Raw genomic sequence first — 20356 nt, 5'->3', positions numbered from 1 at the left:
AGTCACCACTCATCACGCGTCACGAACGGCGAGCATGCCTCGGTCGGAGCACCTGCTAATTGGCCGGGTGCGGTCCTACTGCATCCGGTGAAGGGGGGCTGGCGCGACTCAATAAGAGCGCGCGCCCGGTGTCGTCGCCCTGAGACGTGTAGGCTAGCGTGACTTCCGCAATCTTGTAGTCGAATTGGGTTTCTGCCAACCGGGTTTGCGCCGCGGTGACCGCCACTTCCGATTGCGTCACTTCCACCACTGTGCCTAACCCCAGTTTGTAGCGTTGTTTCGAAAGCTGCAACGCTTCTTGCGCCGTCTTGACCTGTTCCTCGGCCAGGGTAATTTGTTGGGCGAAGGTCAGGGTGTCGAGATAGGCGTTGGTCACCTGTTGCGTCAGCGCCTGTTCGATACTGCTGGTTGCGGCGGAGGCGGCCTGACGATTGGCGTTCGCCTCCACGACTTGATTCTCGATCAGAAATCCGGTGAAGAGGGGCATCGACACCATCGCGCCGGCCATCCACCAGCCGCCGGTCTGCTGGTTCTGGCGGGCGTCGAAGGGATCGAAGGTTCCGCCGCTGGCGATCGCCGAGACGGTCGGCAGGTACTGGCGTTTGGCCGCGGTGAGTCTCGCATCGGCTGACGCGGTCTGCTCCTTCGCGCGTTTCACTTCCGGATGCGACAGGCTTTCGTTGATCAGGCTTTCCAGCGTCTTTTGCGGGCGCACCTCCACGGAAATGTCTTCGAGGACGTAGTCGTCGCCTCCGACGATGCCCATGGTCCGGTTCAAGTCCGCAAAGCTGGCTTTTAAATCGTTACGACTGCGCACCAGGAGCGACTGCGCATTGACCAGTTCCACATGCGCCAGATCGAAGTCGAGCTTCGATTTCAGTTGTTGTCGGTAGAGAGTCTCGATCTGCCCGGCGATGATCCCGCGCTCCCGGACGGTTTCTTCGGCGATCTGGACCAGCCGCTTCCGCTTCAGACTGTTCAGATATGCGCGTTGCACATACAGCAACACGAGGGCGCGGCGAGCGCTGACATCCTGCCCCTGCGCGCGTTCGGCCAGCTTGTTCGACTCCACCAAATTGCTCGTGTATCCGAAGTCGTAGATGCGCTGGTTGGCGATGACACCGCCGGTGAAGGTGGTCTGGTTTTCACGGAGTAATCCACCGCCGACCATGAAGCGCGGGTTGCTCACTCCGGCGCCCGCTATCGTGTTGGCGTTCGCATAGACCTGCGGGTAGTAGAGGGAGCGGGCCTGTTCGGTGCGGGCCTCCGAGGCCTTCAGGTTCGCCGCGCCTTCGAGCAGCATGGGGTGGTTCTTCACCGCGATATCGACGGCGCGCTCGACGCCCAGAAAACTACCGTGAGGCAGCGTGAAGGGCTGATCCGTCTCGGCAGCCTGCGAGGCCGAGAGGAACAGGGCCGTGACCGCCAGCGTGGTCAGCGTCCTGAGGGGGGGCTGGGACCATAATCGACTCATGAACGTTCTCCCTGTTTCTGCAAGGTTCCATTCGGAGCAGGGGTCGGCGGCGGAGGAGTGCCACCGGGAGCGCGACGCTCGAATTTCTGTTGGGACGGTTTGGCGTCAGGCAGATTGAACGGCGCAGCCTCGACCGGCATGCCGTCCAGTAGGCGGCGTTTTCCGACCGCGACCACTTCTTCGTGGCCCTGCAAACCGGAGGTGATTTCGATCCAGCGGCCGTCGCTGATGCCGGTCTGTACTACGACCGACTTGGCCTTGCCCTCTTCGACGATGAAGACCGATTTTCCTTTGGGTGTGCTGATGACGGCCTGTGGCGGCACGACGAGAGCCTGGGGGATTTCCCGCAAGCCGAGTGTCACTTCGGCAAAGGTACCGGGCCGGAGCGCATGGTCTGTGTTGGGCAAATCGATCTCTATGAGCAGGCTGCGCGTCGCGGGATCAAGCGCCAGGGTGGAGCGGGTGACGACACCGCTGAACGACCGGTTGGGCAGCTCCGTGACCTTCACGGTCGCGGTGGTTTTGCCTGGAACGACCCAGGGGCTGTCGTCCTGTGGGACATTTGCATAGACACGAACCGTGTTGAGGTCCATGACCGTAAAGAGCGGAATCGCGCTGGAGGCCGAGGACGTGGCGATCTGAATGAGCGAGCCGGGATCGGCGAAGCGGGCGGTGACGATGCCGTCGTAGGGCGCACGGACCTTCGTGTAATCCCGCATGACGACCCGTTGCTCCATCAGGTGTCGGGCACCTTGAAACGTCGCTTCGGCCACGTCCACGTCCTGCTTGGCGATCACATCCGGCGATTCCTTCCAGACCTTGGCCAGTCGTTCGTAGGTCAGCTTCTTGATTCTGTAATCCGACACGGCTTGCTGATACTGCTCTTCTACCTCCGGCGCGTCGATCACGGCGACCACTTCGTTCTTCTTCACGGTGTCGCCCTTGTCGGGGCCGATCCATTTCAGATAACCGGCGACTTTGGCGTAGAGCGTGGTTTGATACAACGGCGACACGTTGGCCGGCAGCTTGGCTGTATAGACCAGGTCTCGCCGGGTGGGCTTGATGACTTGCACATCGACCGGTGCGGAGTCCGGCTCCGGGGGAGCGGAACCGGGCGCTGGTTCCGGTTGGGCCGTTACAGTGGGACGGGCCGGAGCCGAGGGGGAAGCCGGTTCGTCTCCCTGCCAATAGAGATAGCTGCCGATGGCCATGATCAGAAGCACGGCTGCCCCAGTCCAGAGCAACGTGCGGTAGGAGCGTGCCACGGGCTGGGGCGGGGCTACCTGTTCGGTCATCGAATTTCCTCCAGAGTCGCGGGCGCGGTCGAAGACACAGGGGGACGTTCCCGGCGAATCAACACGAGTGAGTGCATGATGGGGACGACCAGCAACGTCATGATCGTGCTGACCGCCAGTCCGCCGACCACCGCACGGGCCAGGGGCACCATGGTTTCATTCCCCTCGCCGAAGCCGAGGGCCAGCGGCAACAGGCCGAGAATCGTGGCAAGGGCCGTCATGAGGATCGGGCGAATGCGTCGCCGTCCCGCTTCGAGCACGGCATGTTCGGCCGTGGCTCCATGACGGACCATACGATTGGCAAAGTCGACGAGTAGAATGCTGTTCGACACCACGATGCCCATCATCATCAGGGTTCCGATCATCGACTCGACGTTCACCGACGTATTCGTGAGATGCAGCGTCAACACGGTACCGATCCAGCCCAGCGGAACGGCGACCAGGATGATGAGGGGATCGATGAACGAGCGGAACAACGCCACCATTACGAGATAGATCAAGACGACGGCGAGCGGGAGGGCCAGTGCGAAGTTCTGAATCGCACCGCGCATGTTAGCGACTTCGCCGCGCAGTCGCACTGTGACGTCCTTGGGCAGGGGCACCTCGGCCAGGACCTTTTCGATATCCTTTGCCACGCGGCCGAGATCGTTTCCGACCGGCGTCACCAGCACGTTGATTAACCGGGACAGATCATAGTGATCGATGGAGTCGGGACCGGTTTTGAATTTCAGAGAGGCCACATCCCGCAGCATCACCGGCGGTCCGCGCCGGTCGTCTCCCGAGGCGTAATAGCCGCTCGTCAGTTCCATCTGTCGTCCCGCGAAAGGCGTGTTTTGCAGCGCCAGTGTGGAACCTTGCATGCCGCCGCCCGTGAGGCTGGCCGTCGGTAACAGAGGGGTGCGCGCGCCGATGATGGGAATGTTCAGCAGATCTTCCGTCGTGGTGAGCGATTGCTCCGGATACTGCGCCAACAGGAAATAGCCGTTGGCAGTCTTGGGATCCAGCCAGTAGTTCGGGGAAAGGGCCAGATTGGAGCTGATGCCGGTGATGACATCCACCACCACGCGATTCTGGTTGATACCGTAATACGCGGCCTTCGTGCGATCCACATCGATGTGCAGCTCGGGATAACTCTTTCCCTGTTTGATCCGCACATCGACCGTGTTGGGTACCTGCGCAATCCGTCGCTGGATCTGCTCCGCCACCGGCCTGACGATGTCCAGGTTCGGCCCCTTGACCTGGATGTCGATCGGGGCTTTGAGGCCGAAGTTCAACACATCGCTGATGATGCCGCCGGTTTGAAAGGCGATCTCGACGCCTGGCAGCGACGCCTTAAACTTCTTCCGGAGCTCAGCGATGTAGTCTTCCGTATGACCCTGATGTCCGGTGGCCAGGTTTACCAGCACGAAGGCCGTATGGTTCCCGGTGTTCGGCGCAAAGCGGGCGGCATCGCCGTAGTAGAGCCCGGTGTTCGAAATGACTTCTTCGAGGTCGTCCTTCGGGATCGTATCGTGCACGAGTTGTTCGATGTGACCCACGATGGCCGTGGTCTTTTCGATCCGTGATCCCTCCGGCGCCATCACCGACATGGTGAAATTGCCTGCATCTACCTTGGGGAAGAACTCGGTGTGGAGTCTGGGGAGCAGAAAAACGCCGGTGCCGACCAGGGCGAGCATAGCCAGGCCGATCACGACCGGTTTGAAACGTACACCGGCGGTGAGCAGTGGCTCGTAGATCGCGAGCACGTAGCGAAACCATCCTTGGTCGGCCGAGGACTCATGTTCCGAAGATTTTGCATGCCCGGCTTGATAGAGCCAGGCCAGCACGACCGGTGTTACCGACATGGAGACGACATAGTCGGCCAACATGGCGAAGGCCACCGTCATGGCCAGCGGGACGAAGAGATACTTCACGATCCCGGTAAAAAACATGATCGGCAGGTACACGATGAGGATACAAATCGTGGCCACCAGGATGGGCAGGGTCAGCTCCATGGCACTGTCTTCAGCCGCCGAACGGCCGTCCTTGCCCATTTCCAAGTGCCGATGCAGGTTTTCCTGCACCACGATGTTGTTGTCCAGCAGAGTGCCGATCACTAGCGCGAGTCCGCCCAACGTCATCAGGTTCACGGTTTGTCCGGTCAGATAGAGGGCCACCAGCGCGGCGGTCAAGGAGAGGGGAATGGCCAGGCCGACGACGAGCGCCGCTTTGATGCTTGCCAGGAAAATAAAAATCATGAGGCCGGCGAGACCGGCGCCGAGCAGGCCTTCCTTCTGCAAGTTGGCGATGGCCTGGCGGATGTACAGCGACTGGTCGTAGATAAACTTGATGGTCGTCCCGGACGGAATCTCTGTGAGATTCGAGAGTTTTGCGCGAATGCCGTCGGTCACTTCCAGCGTGTTGGCGCCTTCCTGCCTGGTGATCGGAAGGTAGGTCGCTTCACGCCCGTTTACCCGCACGATCGAGGTCTGTACCGCGGCGCTGTCGGCGGCGGTGCCGATGTCACGAATCAGCACGGGCGTGCCGTTCACGATCTTGATGGGAATGTCGTTGATTTTGTCCACCACGTCCACGAGACTGTTCGAATAGACGTAATAATCGAGGTCGCCGATCTTGATGTTGCCGGCCGGGATGATGGCGCTCTGGGCATTCAGCGCGTTCACGACCTCAGACGGAGACACGCCGCGTGCGAGCAGCCGTTGCTGGTCGAGAAAGACCGTGATCTGCCGGACCTTGCCGCCCAACGGCGGGCCGAAGGAGATGCCGGGGATGGTGGCGATCTGGTTGCGTACGTTGAAGTAAGCGAGGTCACGAATTTCTTTGGGGCCGAGCGTGTCGCTGGAGATGGAGAGGTAGCCCACCGGCAGACTGGATACGCCGAACTTATAGACGGAGGGCGGATAGACGCCGGGCGGCAGCAGGCGAATGATGCTGTAGGCCAGGCTGGTCAGTTCCGACTGGGCCGCATCGATCCCATAGTCAGGCTGAAAAAAGACCTTGATGTAACTCATCCCCGAGAGCGATTGAGATTCGATGTGTTCGACGTAACTCGCCTCGACGAAGCGTTGCTCCATCTTGAGCGTGATCGCCCCTTCCATTGCGCTGGGGCTCAGGCCGCGATAGAAGGTGGTGACAAGAATCGACGGCAGCTTGATCTCGGGAAAGATGTCCACGCGCATTTTCTGATAGGACACGGCGCCCAGGATCAGCGCAATCATGCAGATCGCAAAGACGGCGTAAGGATTTTTAAGGGCGGCGCGCGTCAGCATGGGGTGGCCATCCGTCTGGTACAGTTGTGTTCCAGCCAGAATTTCCAGAGGTGCAGGGAGAGGCTCACCAGATCGTCGAATTGTCCCGGCTTGACCACATAGCCGTTGGCTCCGGCCTGGTAGCAGGCTTGCACGTCCGCGGCGTCATCGGAGCTGGTGAGAATCACCACTGGGATCGGCGCAAGCCGCGCATCCTGCTTCAACTGTTTCAGCACATCCACGCCGCGTTCTCCCTGTAATTTGAGGTCGAGCAGGATCAAGCCCGGTTCATCGCTGGGTACGTGATCGTTGAGATAGGTCATTGCCGCACGGCTGCCATCGCTGATCTCCAAGCGTCCCTTGTATCCCGACTGCGTCAGGGCCTGGCGAAAGAGTTCACATTCGCCGGGGCTATCGTCGATGAGCAGGATGGATGAGGGCATCGTGTATAGATCAAGTGATTCTTTACGCAGCGTAGAGCAGGGACCGTGCCGGAGGAGCTTTCTGCGTAGTCATTCCAGAAAGTGTGTGAGAAAACAATGGCTTAGTCAGGCGCGATCTGGTCTGAAGGGGAGTCGGTGGCCTTGTCGTCGGGCGCGGAGGCTGGAGAAACTCCCTGGCGTCTAGGGAATTTCTCCAGAGCATGGCCTTGCTCGATCAGGCTGCCTTCGGGGCTGTTTTTTTCCACTCCATCATCTTGGCCGTTAACTTGGAGGAGGCCGCCGTGTAGTCACCCTTAAAGCCGATCGACGCTTCCGCGCCGGTCTTATCCCCCGATTGCACCTTGGTGACGACCGTCGCCGCGACCTTGTGGAAGGCCTTGTGCAGTTCGAGGATCTCTTTGTAATAGGGGTCTGTGGCGGCGGGGGTACCGGCCAGACTATACAGCCACTTGCCGAATTCGCAGCGGTTGTCCACACCGACTTCTGCCGGGACCAGTGCCAGCGTGCCGTCGATGTTCTGCCGCAGTTTCACCTTCCACGCGCCATGCGCACCGATTGCCTTGTCGATTTGTTCGATGATGTTGGACATGCGACCTCCCGGGAAATAAAGAAAAGGGTTTCCTGTTCCTGTATCGGAGGGAGGAGGGGAAGGCTTGAGGGGGAGGAGCGCGGCCTGGTCGTCCTCTTGCTCGCGGAACGCGCGGCCTATGAAGGCCCTCGTTGGATACGCACAGTTAGAACGATGCCCCGAGGCCAGCTCACTGGACAAAACCGTTATGCCTCCCAGGCATTTGTCGATCTGCCTCCAGGGCTTTTCCTAGCCTCCCCGGCTGGCAGAAATGAGTAGCATGGTTCAGGACGACTTGGCCGTAGGTACGAGAGGTAGCAGAGGTGTGCCTGCGACCACAGTGCGTCGGTCAGTCCAGGAGGAACCCGATCATGTCAGAGGATGGTTCAGTCTCGATTCCAAGCCGCGGGTGGCGTCTCATTCAAACCAGAGATTTCGGGCTGCTGTGGTGGGGGCAGACCACCTCTCAGATCGGAGAGGGCTTAAACAAGGTTGCGCTGCTCTGGTTCGTCTATGAACTGACCGGCTCGGTCATGAAGATGACCATGGTCGGACTTCTCCAGACCATCCCCCCGCTCTTGTTCGGTCCGCTGATCGGCGTATACCTGGACCGGCTGCCGAAAAAAGCCGTCATGATCTGGGTCGATCTGCTTCGCGCAGTGCTCACCGTTCTCATCCCGGCGCTATATGCCATGGACATGCTGTCGATCGAGGGACTCTATGGACTGATTTTTCTCACGTCGGTGGTCTCCACCGTATTCGGTCCCGCGCTGGTGTCGGCCGTGCCGTTATTGGTTCGACCTTCGGAGCTGATGTCGGCGAATGCGCTCATTCAAGGCACGAACAATATCGGCATGTTGCTCGGGCCGGCGATCAGCGGCGTGATGATTGCACTCATCAACGCGGAGAATGTGTTGTTCGTCAACTCCGCCACCTTCCTTCTTTCGGCCCTGTGCCTGATGCCGATTCGCTTCAGCATTCCTCATGTTGCAGCGAGGGATGCTTCCTCCTCCGTGTGGGACGAGCTCAAGGTCGGATTTCGTTTCGTGTTCGGGCAGCAACCCATGGTATTGACCCTGGTGATCATTTCATCGCTCTACAATCTGGGTGTGAGCGCCTTCGTCTTCATCTTGCCGGTCTATGCCAAAGAGTTTCTCCAAGTCGGGCCCGTGCAACTGGGCTGGTTGTGGTCCGCGCTGGGTGTGGGGATGTTGGCGGCCTCGACCTGGCTGGCGTGGAAAAAACAGAGTGACATGCAGGGGCGCTTACGTATCGTCGTCAGCGGCATGACCATCGGCGGTCTTGCGGTCTGTAGTTTGAGCCTGCTGGAGACGCCTCTGGTCGCGGCGGCGATCGTCATCATCGTGGGCGGCAGTACGGCGGTGCTCAATCCCATCGTATGGGCGGTGCTTCAGGAAGTGACACCGGAACATTTGATCGGCCGCGTGCTCACGACGTTTAGTGTGGGCTCCATGGCCTCCGCCATGGCGGGGATGACGGGATTCGGGTGGGTGGCCGACGCGATCGGTCCCGCTGCCAGCCTGGTGGGGCTGGGGCTTGTGCTCCTGCTCACTGCAGCAGTGGCGGTGTCATGTGTTCGCAGAGCCCGTCCCGTTCTTGTCGCGCAGGCATGATGATCCTCACAGATGGCGAACACCTAACTGTCTGCATGGAACGAACGCGATGATATGTGGCAAGCGAGCCCTCGTGAGCGGAAGGACCATGCGCGAGACATTTCTCAGCGCCACCCATTCCTACTGATTCCACTCCTGCGGTAAACGTTTATACTGGCGGTATGGCCCAAGCCCATCGGTGGCTGCTCACACGCGACTTCAGTCTGATGTGGTGGAGTCAGGTGCTGTCCCAAGTTGCCGAAGGTATCAGCAAGCTGGCCTTGCTCTGGTTCGTCTATGCGGTGACGGGCTCACCGCTCAAGACGACCGTCATCGGGCTTCTCCAGACGCTCCCGCCGATTCTGTTTGGCCCGTTCATCGGCGTAATCGTCGATCGCTTCCCCAAGAAAACCATCCTCATCGGAAGCGATATCGCCAGAGGCGTCCTCATCGGACTCATCCCCTGCCTGGTCTCGGTGGAACATTTTACCGTCGGGTCGCTCTACCTTCTTACCTTTCTGTATGGCGTCGCCACGGCGGTATTTGTGCCCACGCTGTCATCGGCCGTTCCCTTCATGGTCGCTCGCCCTCAATTCACGGCGGCGAATGCGCTGCTCCAAAGTACGACCAGTCTCGGGATCATCATCGGGCCGGCGGTCAGCGGACTTGGTATTGCGTTCGCCGGTTCTCAGGACGTGCTCTGCCTGAACGCCATGACCTATTTCGCGTCAGCCGCATGCCTGCTGCCGATCCGGCTGCGAGTGACGGAGCCTACAACGGTCGATGGAGAGGGATGGAGACCGTTCATCCGAAACCTGCTCGAAGGCATCCGCTATGCGTTTCTCACCCACCGCACCGTGCTGATTCTGATTGTCCTCGCGTCGATCTATACGTTCGGCAGCGGCGCGTTCACGACACTGTTCCCTGTCTTTGGGCGCCACCTGCTCGGGCTCGGGCCGGTGGAGGTCGGGTATCTCTGGTCCTGGCTTGGGGTGGGGTTGCTGCTCTCTTCGGTCGGGCTGATCCTGATGAGCGGGTGGGACCTTTCGCAGCGGCTCTCGGTAATCACTCTCTCCTGCGCACTCGCGGGGTTGGCCTTGTTGGGCCTGACGTGGACGGATGATTTGCGCCTGGCTGCTGTACTCGTGGGTTGCATCGGCATCGGCTTCGGCGCGTGGACCCCCATCGCCTGGGGCATCATTCAGGAAGTGGCTCCGGCGGGAATGGTCGGCCGCGTCATGGCGGTCTACACGGCGAGTGCCACCGCGACATCCATGCTCGGCATGAGTGCGTTCGGCTGGGTAGCGGAGTCGTTCGGCTCTGTCGCCAGCATCATCGGGATCGGCGGAGTGATGTGTGTCTTGGCAGGGGGGAGTGCCTGGTTTGGGAAGAAGGTTGGTGTGGCCAAAATCGAGAAAGCAGATGTGTGACGTGCAGTTGCCGGCTTGTCACATGCATGAAAAAAAGAGACAATGCGCCGATGCCACGCGTACGAGGTCGATCGAGCCGCACTCCTCGATGTATTGTGATTGCCGGGCCGAACGGCGCTGGGAAAACCACATTCGCTCGGGAGTTTCTTCCGCGTGAGGGCGGAGTCATCCATTTCGTGAATGCCGATCTCATTGCGAGCGGGTTGTCGCCACTCAAGCCGGAACTGGCAACCCGGCAGGGAGGACGCCTGTTGCTGATGGAGTTGAATCGATTGGCTGGTGCTCGGGCAGACTTTGCTTTTGAGACAACCTTGAGCGGACGGACCTACCTCAAACTATTAAAACAGTGGAAGACTGATGGCTATCGGATTGAAATCGTGTTCCTCTCCCTGCCTTCTGTCGCGCTGGCTCTCCAGCGGATCGCCGTGCGGGTGCGTCAGGGAGGGCATGATGTACCCAGAGCCGATGTCCTGCGTCGATTTCGTCGGAGTTTGAAGAATTTTCAGTTGCTGTATCAGGATCTGGCAGACAAGTGGTACCTCTACGATAATTCAGAACCAGTGCCGAGACTCCAGAAGGAGGGGCCGTGAAAATAACTCGAAGGAAAGTGAAGCCGAGTGTTGGTGCTGAACAGGTCGGCGCCGCGCTGCGCCGGGCCGCCAAGGTTGCCAGGAAGACCGCTCGCATGTACGGCACACCCGTCTATGTGTGGGAGAACGGCAAGGTGGTGGCGAAGAAACCGTGACGCCTATACCGGGCGAGAAGCAAAGACCAACCAACTAACCGATTTCCACTCTCACCAATCATGGCATGTTCCGCTTCTAGGCTGCCGGACAGCCGGCAGGTCTTCTTGCTATCTCATCGGCGTGTCCAAATCATGATCGCCTCAGCCGGTGCATCTTAATTCTCGGAAATTGCCGGTCTTATCGCCCGGCAAGGCATTCTTCAGCTACTTCAGACTCAACAGCCCCAGTCATCAGTCGCTTCTCTATGGCTTCCGTAATTCCAGCATACACGGTGGCAGCAGCGGCAGACCAAGCTGGATTGAAGGGCTCGCCTTTGAATGCCGCTTCGGCGGCCTTCGTCTCGTCATAGGTGAGGGTGCGTTCTCGCATGGTGTCCTCCTTGGGTGATTCGCCCTTTTGATACTCGCTACTCGAATAAGTGAGCAAACTTAGTGCCAGTTCAGGGCTTCTGCCCTCTGTGTCACGAAGGTTTCTTCGGCGGAATGCTCAACAGGGAATTCAGGGCTCATGATTCATCCTACCATGAACATATTTTCATACAGTTAGCGCGGGAATGTGGCTCGCCATGACCCTAGGAACGGCATCTTTCTACCCTGGTGGTTTACCGGGGCAGCCGGCGGGAATTGGCACTGCTGAGTGGTTCGCATGACGAAAATTACAGGGATATGACGGTCGGACCCGAGCGAGATCGGCAACTTGAGAAGGGGAGTATCTGTTTGGATGCGGTTGGAGTGAGTGGACGGGATGCGGAGTGTGTCGCTCCGGTCGAGTCACCTTTGTTGCTGGCGGGGTATGGCGTGTGAATTTGGGTGTGCAGTCTCACGGTTGGACAATATGTTTCAATTTCTTCCTTCCTAATACGTAGTGATGCTTGCCGCTAGTAGAGATACTAGGGTGCGGTAGTTCCTTAATATTCTCCGTAAAAATGGTTCCATTTCAGCACTAATAGGGCCATTTGGCCGTATTGCTACTGCGTAGTAGTTCGTCTACAACCAGCCGCCTGAGATGAGGGGGGATTCGTTTTGATGCCTTGCCCAAAATGGTTAGACGTAGCTGCCCATCGGAACGCTGAGACAAATACTTCCAGAGGGATCAACCTAATGACACACCAACTATGCCTCATTCCACTGATCTGCCTGGCCGCAATAGCGCTATCCGGTTGCACAAGCTGGGGGGATGTCCCCGCTGCCCTTCGCGTGGACTCGGGTCTTGAACCGCAGCACATTGATGATCAAGTCCGGTTCCGCACCACGTACTACTTCCGTGTGTTGAGTGGATGCCGGATCGACACAACTCCTAAGGATGAGTATTCAGCGGATTCGTTGCCATTTATGAAGCGCGTCCGAGGCGAGTTCAAGCCACTGAGTGATTCCCTGTATCGCTTTCGTATGACTGGGCAGGCAGCGGCCTTGTACAGCAAGGTGCACTTCGAGTCCGGCGTACTCAAGAAAAGTCAGATCGACCCCTTCGGCAGCGCGATCCGTTACAACGAACAGACCAATTCATTTCTTCCTGTTTCTGCGGATGACCTGCGAGCAGACGCCAAACGCCAGATCGCGAGAGGGGAGATCCACGACCTGCGGGTGCTTTACCAAGAGATTAGAGATGATAAATTCCTCGAATCGACAGCCAGGGAAGCTCTGTTGGCGAAGGTGGTGTCGATCATCGAGGACCGTCTAGAGCAATTGAAGCCGTTGCGGGCGGTCAGCCTACCCCCGCGAGCCGTAGTGATAGAGAAGCCCAAAGAATCTGCAGAGGCTAGCGATAAACCTTCTGCACAGTCGGATCTTAAGACTGGCGGGCAGGCGACAGAGTTGCAGACAAAGTTGAATGAGGCCAACGATGCTCTGGCAAATCAGAAAACAAAAGAAGAGGCCACTCTGCAAGCGCTCTCAAACACGATCGAAGGCCGCCTCGAAGAGCTGGAGGCGGCCAAGAGCAGGAGCGAGGTCCAAAAGAATGCTTCCTGTTCGGGAAGGCCATCGGAGACAAAATATTATCTCCTTGGGCCGGAAGGTGCCAAGGAACTCGACCCGAATGATCGCCTCCTTCTCGCCCTCTCCCTCGACAGTAAGCCACTGATCGGCGCGCTTCAGCAGCTATCTGCCAGAAAATTCGAGGCGGCTGATCCGGACCTCAAGACGATGGAACGTATGCTGGAAGAACGTGGACGAATCTTCGACGCGCAGAAGGCTTTGCTTAGAGCGACAGGCGATCTGCAACGTGAAACCGGGCCTACCGATCAGTCAAAACTGGAGACTTTGCTCGACACACTTCGCAAGCCGTACACAACCACCGACAAGTAACGGAGTGCCAGAATATGCTTTTGTCAATGGTCATTCGCAAATGCGCCATGGCGGCCATCCTTTTTCTCATCAGCCTGCCTGGCTGTGGAATAGTCAATGACTCAGCGGCGATGCGCATTGAGGTGGAGGTCTACAAGGGCCCGCTGTCGCTTGAACCGGAGATTCAACTCGGAGAGCTATACGGCTATCTAACCGAGGCACAGAATGGCTTGATCAACACAAGCAAGTTCATTAGTAGAGTGCTTAAGCTTGTGGGTTTGGAGGCCTCTCTGAATGACTTATGTGGAGCGAGTAACGCGAGCATCTCTCAGCAACTCAATTGCTCCCTGCTTACAGCCCTTACCAATGATGCTGCGAGCTTGGAACTCAGGCTGGCCGTACCACTCTGCGCCCTGCGAGGCGAGTCTGACCATAAGAAGTGCCTACCGGAAGGTATATTTCAATATGCAAATCTTAAACTTCCAAATGGTGAAAATTTTACTGGTGTGCAATGGACGGAAATACTCAGTGCAGTGAACAAGCAGCTATCCGAACTGCCCCTTTCCTCCCCTAATAGGAAATCAGCGTCGTCCATCGCCACCGGCGGAGCGGTTGACTACCGGCAGGCCCTATTAGAATCCACCCGTATAGCAGCAGCGATGCAGGCAAAGGCATTTTACTATGCTACAGCCAGCACAGCGGGGCAATCTGCTGATCCTGTAGTACGCATTGCGACTGCCTACTTTATCGCGGCGACATCGGAGTATGGGAACCAGATTCAAGCTCGGGCCGATTCCCTATTGAAGCAGCTTGGGACTGAGGGGCGGGATCGACGGGAACTTCCACTGAGTGCGCATCTCCGGGAAGCGGAACCAACAGACTTTATGCACCTCTTTGACTGGACGGACGGCCATTTACCTCGGCTCTACGATTATGTCCACTTCAATTTTTCACCTAATCTCGAAGAGCGTATCAAGATCGTCGATCGACTCTACGCCGATCATTTTTGGTCGAAGATCAACACGGTGTATGCCAGTGGCCGTGGCAAGGCTCAGATGGCATTCATCAAGGATGAAACTGGCAACTGGAATCTCAAGAGTTTCGACAATGACCCCACTGAATTGCTGGATGCCTATACCAAGGTTACAAAATCAGCTCTCGAAGGTGTCGTCGAAATCGCCGGTGAGATTGCCAGCGGCGGCGCCGATGCCGGGTTCAAGAAGGCTGCGGATGAGCTCCTTGCCATTGCCCGTCAAACTGACCCTGATAAACCCCTGCAGGCCACACCGTCTGGCGGTGCCTTGTCATTGAATCATCTCCGCGCCCGTATCGACGGACAACTGAAATCCACACATGTACGAACTGACCTGAACAAAGACAAAGAGCTAATCGATAAAGTCAAAATAGCAAAAGAAGCCAGCGATGAAGTCAAAGCCTCGCTTGAAAAAGCCAAACAAGATTCGACGTTAAACACACAGATCCTGGCTGAGGAGGAAAAGACTGCCGGGACCGCGCTTGCGAACGCACAGAAGGACCTGGCCGCTCACCGAAAAACTGTCATCGAGAAATGGGCTGCACTCATCGATGACCATAGCCAGTTGGTCGATCTGCTCAGTTCGACGGTCACAAAGCAATGAGTAGCGTCACAACGGTCGAAAGGTGGTTGACAATGGTTCTAAGCTGCGGCACCGCACCGTTGCCCTATACACCAGACGGCCAAGCGGTGGGGCAGATCCTTGGCAAGATTGATGTGATGCTCGCGCAGCTCGACCCCACGTCCACCCATACTGTTCGACTGGAGCGGATCAAGCGGTCTATGACCGAGTTGAAAAGTGCCAAGGTTGGACAGGCCGTTGCGGAGCTTCCAATGAAGGATGGTGCGCTAGACCGCGTTGGTTGGGATGCGAAACCTGAAGCCGACCGACGAGCGGTCTGGGAGAAGGTCTCTGCCATCCATGATGAACTGCGTTCCCTAAATGCCGCCTCGCTTGTCAGTGGAAGGCGGTATTTTGCGCTGTTCTCCATACTGTTCCTTCTGGTCGTCTCAGGCTATCTGTGTGTGCATCGACAGGCAGGCAGTTCTCAGGTAGGGGCGGGCCTTCCGTCTGTAAAAATCGTTGAGACTCTGAATCAGGCACGATTGATTGAGCTGAAGCTTGCCGCGTTGAAGGATCGGCAGAATAGGAAACTCTCGGGCGCGCCTGCTGCATCGCTAGAACAGGAACTCGCCGTTGAGTGGAAGGCCATTCAAGATCAGTGGGTGTCTGCGAAGCACGTGCTGTATGGTATCGCGCTGCCCTATGAAACCATGCGGTTGATGGGCATGTTCTCGGCAGAGTCTGAAGCGAAAGACAGCAGCCTCTTTGTCACATACCAAGCTTTCTTAAAACATCTCCACGCAGACCTCGAAAGCCTCAGTACGTCATATTTTTGGACCAGTCATCCCTGGCGCTGGCTTGAACTCTCGCTGTGGGCGAGCATGGGTTGCCTGGTCGGCCTGCTCTTCTATATCGCCGGTCTTCTTGGGCAAGGTGTGTTCCGTTCTGAGGAGGGGCCAATGTTTTGGGCCGAGTTGCTCATGGCCCCGGTCGTCGTCCCCGTGATCTTTTTTCTGTTCACCTTGAGCGGGATGGCAGAGTTTGTCCCCAGCCAATCCTCGATCACGATGAACATCGGCGTGGCTTTCATCTTTGGCTTCGCCATTCGTCGTACTATCGGCATTCTCGACACCATCAAAAAGAGGTTTTTCCCTGATCCTACGCCATAGGGCAGGGTTACAGGTCCAGCCCGCATATCTCCAGATGTGCCCGAACCAACAGCTGTGCGAACGAGAGGAAGCTGGTGAATTGTCCAAAATTAGAAGGAATCCTTACCGGCAGCAACTTCAACAAACCTTCGTCATCTAGGCGTGAAGATTTGTTTGGTCTCTTGAAAATATGGAAGCAGAGTATGAGCGTTATGTTGGTAGGTATCATGCTGCTATTCGCGGGATGTACAACACAGCCACTGCCTGGGGCAATAGATAGCAACTCCTATTTCGCGCAGGGTGTTGAAGCACGGATCCGCGGCAATAACGGAATTCCCCCTACAGTTGGCTTGGCATTGGCTGGAGGAGGCACCAAGGCTGCAAATTTTTCCATCGGTGTTCTTCAGGGATTGACAGAAACCGGAGTTATGGAGCGTGTCGATGTGATTTCAACCGTTTCTGGAGGCGGGTATGGTGCGCTCTGGTATTTTTCGCGGTTGCTGAATCCGGAGGGTAATCCACAAACGGCAAGCGTGCCTCTTTCTTCAGGGTTCCTGGCCAGTAAATTCTTCCAGGACTGCCTCCCTATCAAGTATGTGGAGTATTACGCTGACTCTGCAAATATCAGCTCAGTAGGAAGCAGGGAGAGTTACAGTTCTACAAATCCAATTTGGTCGGGTTGCCCTCGATCCGCTACCAACTATGACGTGAATTCCAACTCCAGATTTCACAGTGATCCAGTTCGCTACCAGAATCATCTGCGTGGGTACCAGGACCTTTTCGGGTCGAACGCACCATTCCGTTATAACGAGACGACCAGAAAGAAGTTACAGGTCTATTTGGATTACGCAGGACTTAGTGCGTTGACCCTAGGGGCCATGGCGATCAATGTGGTGCCGAACCTTGTTTTCGACTGGGAAATTCCACTTTCTCCCTCTCGACGGCGTTATGAGGCAGGAATAGTTCGAACGTTTGGAGCCACACCACATAATTGCAACAAGCTTTCTGTTGCCTGCAGCGAAGATACCCGTCCGCTGGGGGACGAAGCCTGGGTCCGCAATGACCTCACGTTTAGCCTGCTGCGGCAACAATATGAAAAAGGTGCCGTGCCACTGTGGGTCATCAATGCCACGGCAGGCGAAAATCGAAGTTGGTTATATTTTGATGGCACTCCAGAGCAGAAACGCTTTCAACTTACAGCTTTTGAATTTTCTCCATACGGATCTGGATCTGGTCTCTTCAGATACTCGACGAATCAATTGGACGATTTGCGTCCGTGGCAGGCCGTAACTTCTTCCGCCGCATTTCTCGACTCTCAGCAAAAGGTTCTTAAGAAATGGCTTGCGATTGCTAACCCTGCTTTGAAGCTGACTACGCTTGATTGGGGGAGAAGTGTTCCAAACCCTCATATTTCTCTGGCTGAAAACATCTTCCACAAGCTTCTGCCTTTTCCACTGTATCTTCTCCATGGGCGAGCTGGAGATTCCGCGGACGATTTTGTGAATATCCGCCTTTCCGATGGTGGGCAGTCGGAAAACCTGGGAGTGTATGCGCTTGTTCAGCGCAAGTTGGAGGACGTTATCGTTTCAGATCATTCTGCGGATCGGAGTGGATCAATGGCTGATCTCTGCCGACTAAAGTACGGTCTATTAAGAGATCAAGGGCCTGAACCTTTGTACGTCTATTTCCCAGGCTTAGCCAACCTTGACCAGGTCTGTAATCAGGACTTGGAGTTGGGATACGATATTTTTAGATGGGATCACCCAATCGTACTGGGATGCATTACATCCAACCCACGGGATGTGATCTGTTCTGGCGCACTCAACGCGGAACGCCCTCACTTTCAAAGACTTTATCTCATCAAGCCCGCCCTACCTAGTGCGCAAAGTCATGACGCGCTTGGACGTAAGTTGGAAGCTGTGGGACGAGACTGCCGAAGCGGCACGAACACAGCCTCGTGCAAAGCTGCGGTTGTGGGACATTGTCATCAGTTTCTGGCTGGAGATAGTCATTCTCGCCATATTGTGGGAGTGGCTAGTCGACCTGAGTCCTGGCCCCTTGAAAATGATGTGAGTTGCGAGTTGATCAGTTTTATGATGATCAATGCGTTCAACAAGGGAGGGTTCGACGACGAGGACCTATGCCCGTACGTTCCTCAAAACGGGACTGCAGCAATCACAGCAGACTCATCGCCGTTTCTGTTTGGAGCATATAGAGATTTGGGAAGTTACTACGCCACGCAACTCCGCTGGTTCTTTGGCTCAGATAGCGTTCGGCCGATGGGTGATATTGTCACTAGACATAATCGATATCGACAAGTCATCGAAAGCCAAATGCAAGATGCCCTCATTCCGGTGACCCGTTTTGTTGATGGCAAGGCTGGACCGATAGGTATTTGTCTCAGGTAGGTCTATTGTTAACACTGAGACATGAATAGATTAACCTCCATTTCGCTCAGCCCCATTGATGAGTATTTTGAGTTTTGCTTGGGGTAGTGTTGAAGAATGCCTGATTGCTACGAGAGGAGGCGCAATGGATAGTTTGTTTTGGCAAACAATCGATCAGCAGCAACAAGCGACAGGTCCAGCCCCTGGTCTAGTGTCAATGCTGCGCACGGATCGTGCGAGAATTCCTGGCGGCTGGCTGGTTAGAATTCTGGTCCTACACCGCGAGCAAGCTGCGCCTCCTGGTGGAGCTGTGGAAATTGAAACCGGTGTGGCAAGTGGAGTTACATTCGTCCCTGACCCTACGCATTCCTGGATATAGCGCTACGACCATTGTGCCCCAGCGCCCTCTATGGCAAGGAAGGGCTTGCCTGTCTACAGCGTGACTGTTGCAACTTGCGCTTGGTAGGGATGAGTTCATGGCAGACTTTTGCCAGTTTGTCTCGGCGGACCTCATGGCCATCGAAGCGCCGTTACTATCATGCAGCTGCGGGGGAAGCCAATAAATGGGCACAAGCATTGAGTTCTGGGGAGTGTTTAGCCTCCTTTTCCTAAGCGCATATTTGATCGAGCCAAGGCATGTAGGAATTCGATTTTCTCGGACGCCACCGGTTGTCGCTCGGGTCAACGCTCCGTCGAAGAACGCCACTGATGACCAACGAGTCATCAGTCTTCCAACTGGAGATACATATCAAATCCCTGCTTGCGTCCGAGGCCATTTCGTGATGGTGTTTGATTGGCATGTGCCCATCGTGATTGACGGTGTGGAGCACAAACTCATCATTCCGAAACTTGCTACTACGGACTTTGCCAGCATCCCGCGGATTTTGCATTCACTCATTTCTCCCCTCAATAACACGATTTACGCTGCGATTTTGCATGATTACCTTTACAGGGATCCTGCAGACGAGTTCGCACGCAGTCTACCACGCGAAACTGTGGATCGAGTTTTTTACTGGGGCATGCGTGCTCGTGGTGTGTGGCGATTGACGGCTGGACTTATGTATCTAGGCGTGCGCAGCGGGGGATGGATCAGCTACAAACGGATGCCGAAGGCAGGGTAGTGCTCTTCTAATGTTGGAGAAATTGCCGACCTACTTCTCGCATCTGGTCTATCCGATTGTGGATATGTCTGCGAATCCTGTCAGATGATTGATGCGAGTGATGTAGGAATGTAGTGCAGGGCATTTCAACGTATTGGCGGGCGTAAATGGTAAGCTTCGACTGACCCTGCCCCCCATATTGACTCCCCCCTGAATCCCCGCTAGCCTCTGCCCCGCCAGACAATCACCCGGTTCACCAGGAGGTTAGGCCATGACGCTGTGTCGATCTGTCGCAATGTTGATCTCGTTGGTCCTTGTGCCTCTGACGGTCGCGGCTGCGCCGCCGCCGGAGCCGACGGTGGAGTATTCGGCGGACAGCACGATGGAAACCGAGGGTGGTATGACGATGAAGTCCCGCGTCTATCACACGCCCACGAAGCAGCGAATGGAAATGGGCGGGGCGGACGGCAGCGTGACCATCATCCGCAAGGACAAGAAGGTCGTCTGGCAGGTGATGGGCGATATGTATATGGAGATGCCGCTGGATCAATCGAACGCGCCCGACATGGGTGGCTTCGATATTCAGGAGCAGACCGAGGTCGGCGAAGAGACCATCAACGGTTTGAAGACCACGAAAACAAAAATCATCGCAACCAAGCCGGACGGGTCGAAGTTCGGCGGTTTCTTTTGGACCACCAAAGAGGGTGTCACGGTGAAAATGGATCTGCTGTCGAAGGAGGGTGACAAGAAGATGCGCATGGCCAGCGAGTTGACGAATGTGAAAATCGAGAAGCAGAACCCTGCGCTGTTCGAAGTCCCCGCCGGTGCGACAAAAAACGATATGGGCGCCATGATGGGGCAGGGCGGCATGCCGAACATGGAAGAGATGATGAAGAACGCCGGGCAGGAGCGGGCGAAGGAGAAACGCTCGTCCAGGAGCAACAGCGGGAGCAAGAGCCAGGAGAGCGAGACGCCTGCTGCCGAAGTGAACAAAATGCTCAAAGGTCTCTTCGGCCGATAG

16 protein-coding genes are annotated in these 20356 nt (G+C 56.6%); 10 read left to right on the top strand and 6 right to left on the bottom strand.

Features of this window, described 5'->3' with window-relative positions:
- Positions 1-55: 55 nt before the first annotated feature.
- The 5 genes from NSND_RS05720 to NSND_RS05700 all read right to left on the bottom strand — a co-directional run bounded on the left by NSND_RS05720 (position 56) and on the right by NSND_RS05700 (position 7049).
- On the bottom strand, positions 56-1474 hold the full coding sequence (locus NSND_RS05720; RefSeq protein ID WP_080878077.1) for a TolC family protein: 1419 nt from the start codon (positions 1472-1474) through the stop codon (positions 56-58).
- On the bottom strand, positions 1471-2769 hold the full coding sequence (locus tag NSND_RS05715) for an efflux RND transporter periplasmic adaptor subunit (RefSeq protein ID WP_080878076.1): 1299 nt from the start codon (positions 2767-2769) through the stop codon (positions 1471-1473). The genes NSND_RS05720 and NSND_RS05715 overlap by 4 nt, the downstream gene beginning before the upstream one ends.
- Positions 2766-6038, bottom strand: a complete 3273-nt coding sequence (locus NSND_RS05710; protein WP_080878075.1) for an efflux RND transporter permease subunit — start codon at positions 6036-6038, stop codon at positions 2766-2768. The genes NSND_RS05715 and NSND_RS05710 overlap by 4 nt, the downstream gene beginning before the upstream one ends.
- Positions 6032-6460: a response regulator gene (locus NSND_RS05705; RefSeq protein ID WP_080878074.1), complete on the bottom strand. Its 429-nt coding sequence runs from the start codon at positions 6458-6460 to the stop codon at positions 6032-6034. The genes NSND_RS05710 and NSND_RS05705 overlap by 7 nt, the downstream gene beginning before the upstream one ends.
- A 214-nt stretch (positions 6461-6674) precedes the next feature.
- A complete protein-coding gene (locus NSND_RS05700; RefSeq protein WP_080878073.1) occupies positions 6675-7049 on the bottom strand; it encodes a CZB domain-containing protein in 375 nt (124 codons plus the stop codon).
- A gap of 350 nt (positions 7050-7399) precedes the next feature.
- On the opposite strand from NSND_RS05700, the gene NSND_RS05695 reads away from it, so the two are divergent.
- The 4 genes from NSND_RS05695 (at position 7400) to NSND_RS21185 (ending at position 10816) form a co-directional block, all read left to right on the top strand.
- Positions 7400-8662 carry an MFS transporter gene (locus NSND_RS05695; RefSeq protein ID WP_080878072.1) on the top strand — a complete coding sequence of 421 codons (1263 nt, stop codon included), beginning with the start codon at positions 7400-7402 and terminating at the stop codon, positions 8660-8662.
- Between the two features lie 161 nt (positions 8663-8823).
- Positions 8824-10071 carry an MFS transporter gene (locus tag NSND_RS05690; protein ID WP_080878071.1) on the top strand — a complete coding sequence of 416 codons (1248 nt, stop codon included), beginning with the start codon at positions 8824-8826 and terminating at the stop codon, positions 10069-10071.
- A 50-nt stretch (positions 10072-10121) separates the two neighbouring features.
- Positions 10122-10661, top strand: a complete 540-nt coding sequence (locus tag NSND_RS21635; protein ID WP_080878070.1) for a zeta toxin family protein — start codon at positions 10122-10124, stop codon at positions 10659-10661.
- On the top strand, positions 10658-10816 hold the full coding sequence (locus NSND_RS21185) for a hypothetical protein (protein WP_159450649.1): 159 nt from the start codon (positions 10658-10660) through the stop codon (positions 10814-10816). Before NSND_RS21635 ends, NSND_RS21185 begins: the two co-directional genes overlap by 4 nt.
- Positions 10817-10994: 178 nt before the next feature.
- Here NSND_RS21185 and NSND_RS05680 read toward each other — a convergent pair whose 3' ends face one another.
- Positions 10995-11186, bottom strand: coding sequence for a hypothetical protein (locus tag NSND_RS05680; RefSeq protein ID WP_080878069.1), 192 nt, complete (start codon positions 11184-11186; stop codon positions 10995-10997).
- 731 nt (positions 11187-11917) lie between these two features.
- On the opposite strand from NSND_RS05680, the gene NSND_RS05675 reads away from it, so the two are divergent.
- The 6 genes from NSND_RS05675 to NSND_RS05650 all read left to right on the top strand — a co-directional run bounded on the left by NSND_RS05675 (position 11918) and on the right by NSND_RS05650 (position 20356).
- Positions 11918-13123, top strand: coding sequence for a hypothetical protein (locus NSND_RS05675; RefSeq protein ID WP_080878068.1), 1206 nt, complete (start codon positions 11918-11920; stop codon positions 13121-13123).
- Positions 13124-13137: 14 nt separating this feature from the next.
- Positions 13138-14739 (top strand): hypothetical protein, encoded by a 1602-nt coding sequence (locus tag NSND_RS05670; protein ID WP_080878067.1) that lies wholly within the window; start codon positions 13138-13140, stop codon positions 14737-14739.
- Complete coding sequence (locus NSND_RS05665) at positions 14736-15869, top strand: hypothetical protein (RefSeq protein ID WP_143833424.1); 1134 nt, start codon at positions 14736-14738, stop codon at positions 15867-15869. The genes NSND_RS05670 and NSND_RS05665 overlap by 4 nt, the downstream gene beginning before the upstream one ends.
- Before the next feature lie 182 nt (positions 15870-16051).
- The gene (locus NSND_RS05660) at positions 16052-18256 is read left to right on the top strand and encodes a patatin-like phospholipase family protein (protein ID WP_080878065.1); all 2205 of its coding nucleotides are present in this window, start codon (positions 16052-16054) and stop codon (positions 18254-18256) included.
- 761 nt (positions 18257-19017) lie between these two features.
- Positions 19018-19356, top strand: coding sequence for a DUF1353 domain-containing protein (locus NSND_RS21180; RefSeq protein ID WP_235000328.1), 339 nt, complete (start codon positions 19018-19020; stop codon positions 19354-19356).
- 250 nt (positions 19357-19606) lie between these two features.
- On the top strand, positions 19607-20356 hold the full coding sequence (locus tag NSND_RS05650; protein WP_143833423.1) for a hypothetical protein: 750 nt from the start codon (positions 19607-19609) through the stop codon (positions 20354-20356).

The organism is Nitrospira sp. ND1, assembly GCF_900170025.1.
Classification (GTDB): domain Bacteria; phylum Nitrospirota; class Nitrospiria; order Nitrospirales; family Nitrospiraceae; genus Nitrospira_A.
The sequence above is the reverse complement of the archived record's forward strand: the minus strand, read 5'-3'. Positions and strand labels throughout refer to the sequence as shown.

Excerpts from the sequence above, each read along its gene's own strand:
- NSND_RS05720 (WP_080878077.1), bottom strand. The coding sequence starts at position 1,474 with ATGAGTCGATTATGGTCCCAGCCCCCCCTCAGGACGCTGACCACGCTG.
- NSND_RS05715 (WP_080878076.1), bottom strand. The coding sequence starts at position 2,769 with ATGACCGAACAGGTAGCCCCGCCCCAGCCCGTGGCACGCTCCTACCGC.
- NSND_RS05710 (WP_080878075.1), bottom strand. The coding sequence starts at position 6,038 with ATGCTGACGCGCGCCGCCCTTAAAAATCCTTACGCCGTCTTTGCGATC.
- NSND_RS05705 (WP_080878074.1), bottom strand. The coding sequence starts at position 6,460 with ATGCCCTCATCCATCCTGCTCATCGACGATAGCCCCGGCGAATGTGAA.
- NSND_RS05700 (WP_080878073.1), bottom strand. The coding sequence starts at position 7,049 with ATGTCCAACATCATCGAACAAATCGACAAGGCAATCGGTGCGCATGGC.
- NSND_RS05695 (WP_080878072.1), top strand. The coding sequence starts at position 7,400 with ATGTCAGAGGATGGTTCAGTCTCGATTCCAAGCCGCGGGTGGCGTCTC.
- NSND_RS05690 (WP_080878071.1), top strand. The coding sequence starts at position 8,824 with ATGGCCCAAGCCCATCGGTGGCTGCTCACACGCGACTTCAGTCTGATG.
- NSND_RS21635 (WP_080878070.1), top strand. The coding sequence starts at position 10,122 with ATGCCACGCGTACGAGGTCGATCGAGCCGCACTCCTCGATGTATTGTG.
- NSND_RS05680 (WP_080878069.1), bottom strand. The coding sequence starts at position 11,186 with ATGCGAGAACGCACCCTCACCTATGACGAGACGAAGGCCGCCGAAGCG.
- NSND_RS05675 (WP_080878068.1), top strand. The coding sequence starts at position 11,918 with ATGACACACCAACTATGCCTCATTCCACTGATCTGCCTGGCCGCAATA.
- NSND_RS05670 (WP_080878067.1), top strand. The coding sequence starts at position 13,138 with ATGCTTTTGTCAATGGTCATTCGCAAATGCGCCATGGCGGCCATCCTT.
- NSND_RS05665 (WP_143833424.1), top strand. The coding sequence starts at position 14,736 with ATGAGTAGCGTCACAACGGTCGAAAGGTGGTTGACAATGGTTCTAAGC.
- NSND_RS05660 (WP_080878065.1), top strand. The coding sequence starts at position 16,052 with ATGAGCGTTATGTTGGTAGGTATCATGCTGCTATTCGCGGGATGTACA.
- NSND_RS21180 (WP_235000328.1), top strand. The coding sequence starts at position 19,018 with ATGGTGTTTGATTGGCATGTGCCCATCGTGATTGACGGTGTGGAGCAC.
- NSND_RS05650 (WP_143833423.1), top strand. The coding sequence starts at position 19,607 with ATGACGCTGTGTCGATCTGTCGCAATGTTGATCTCGTTGGTCCTTGTG.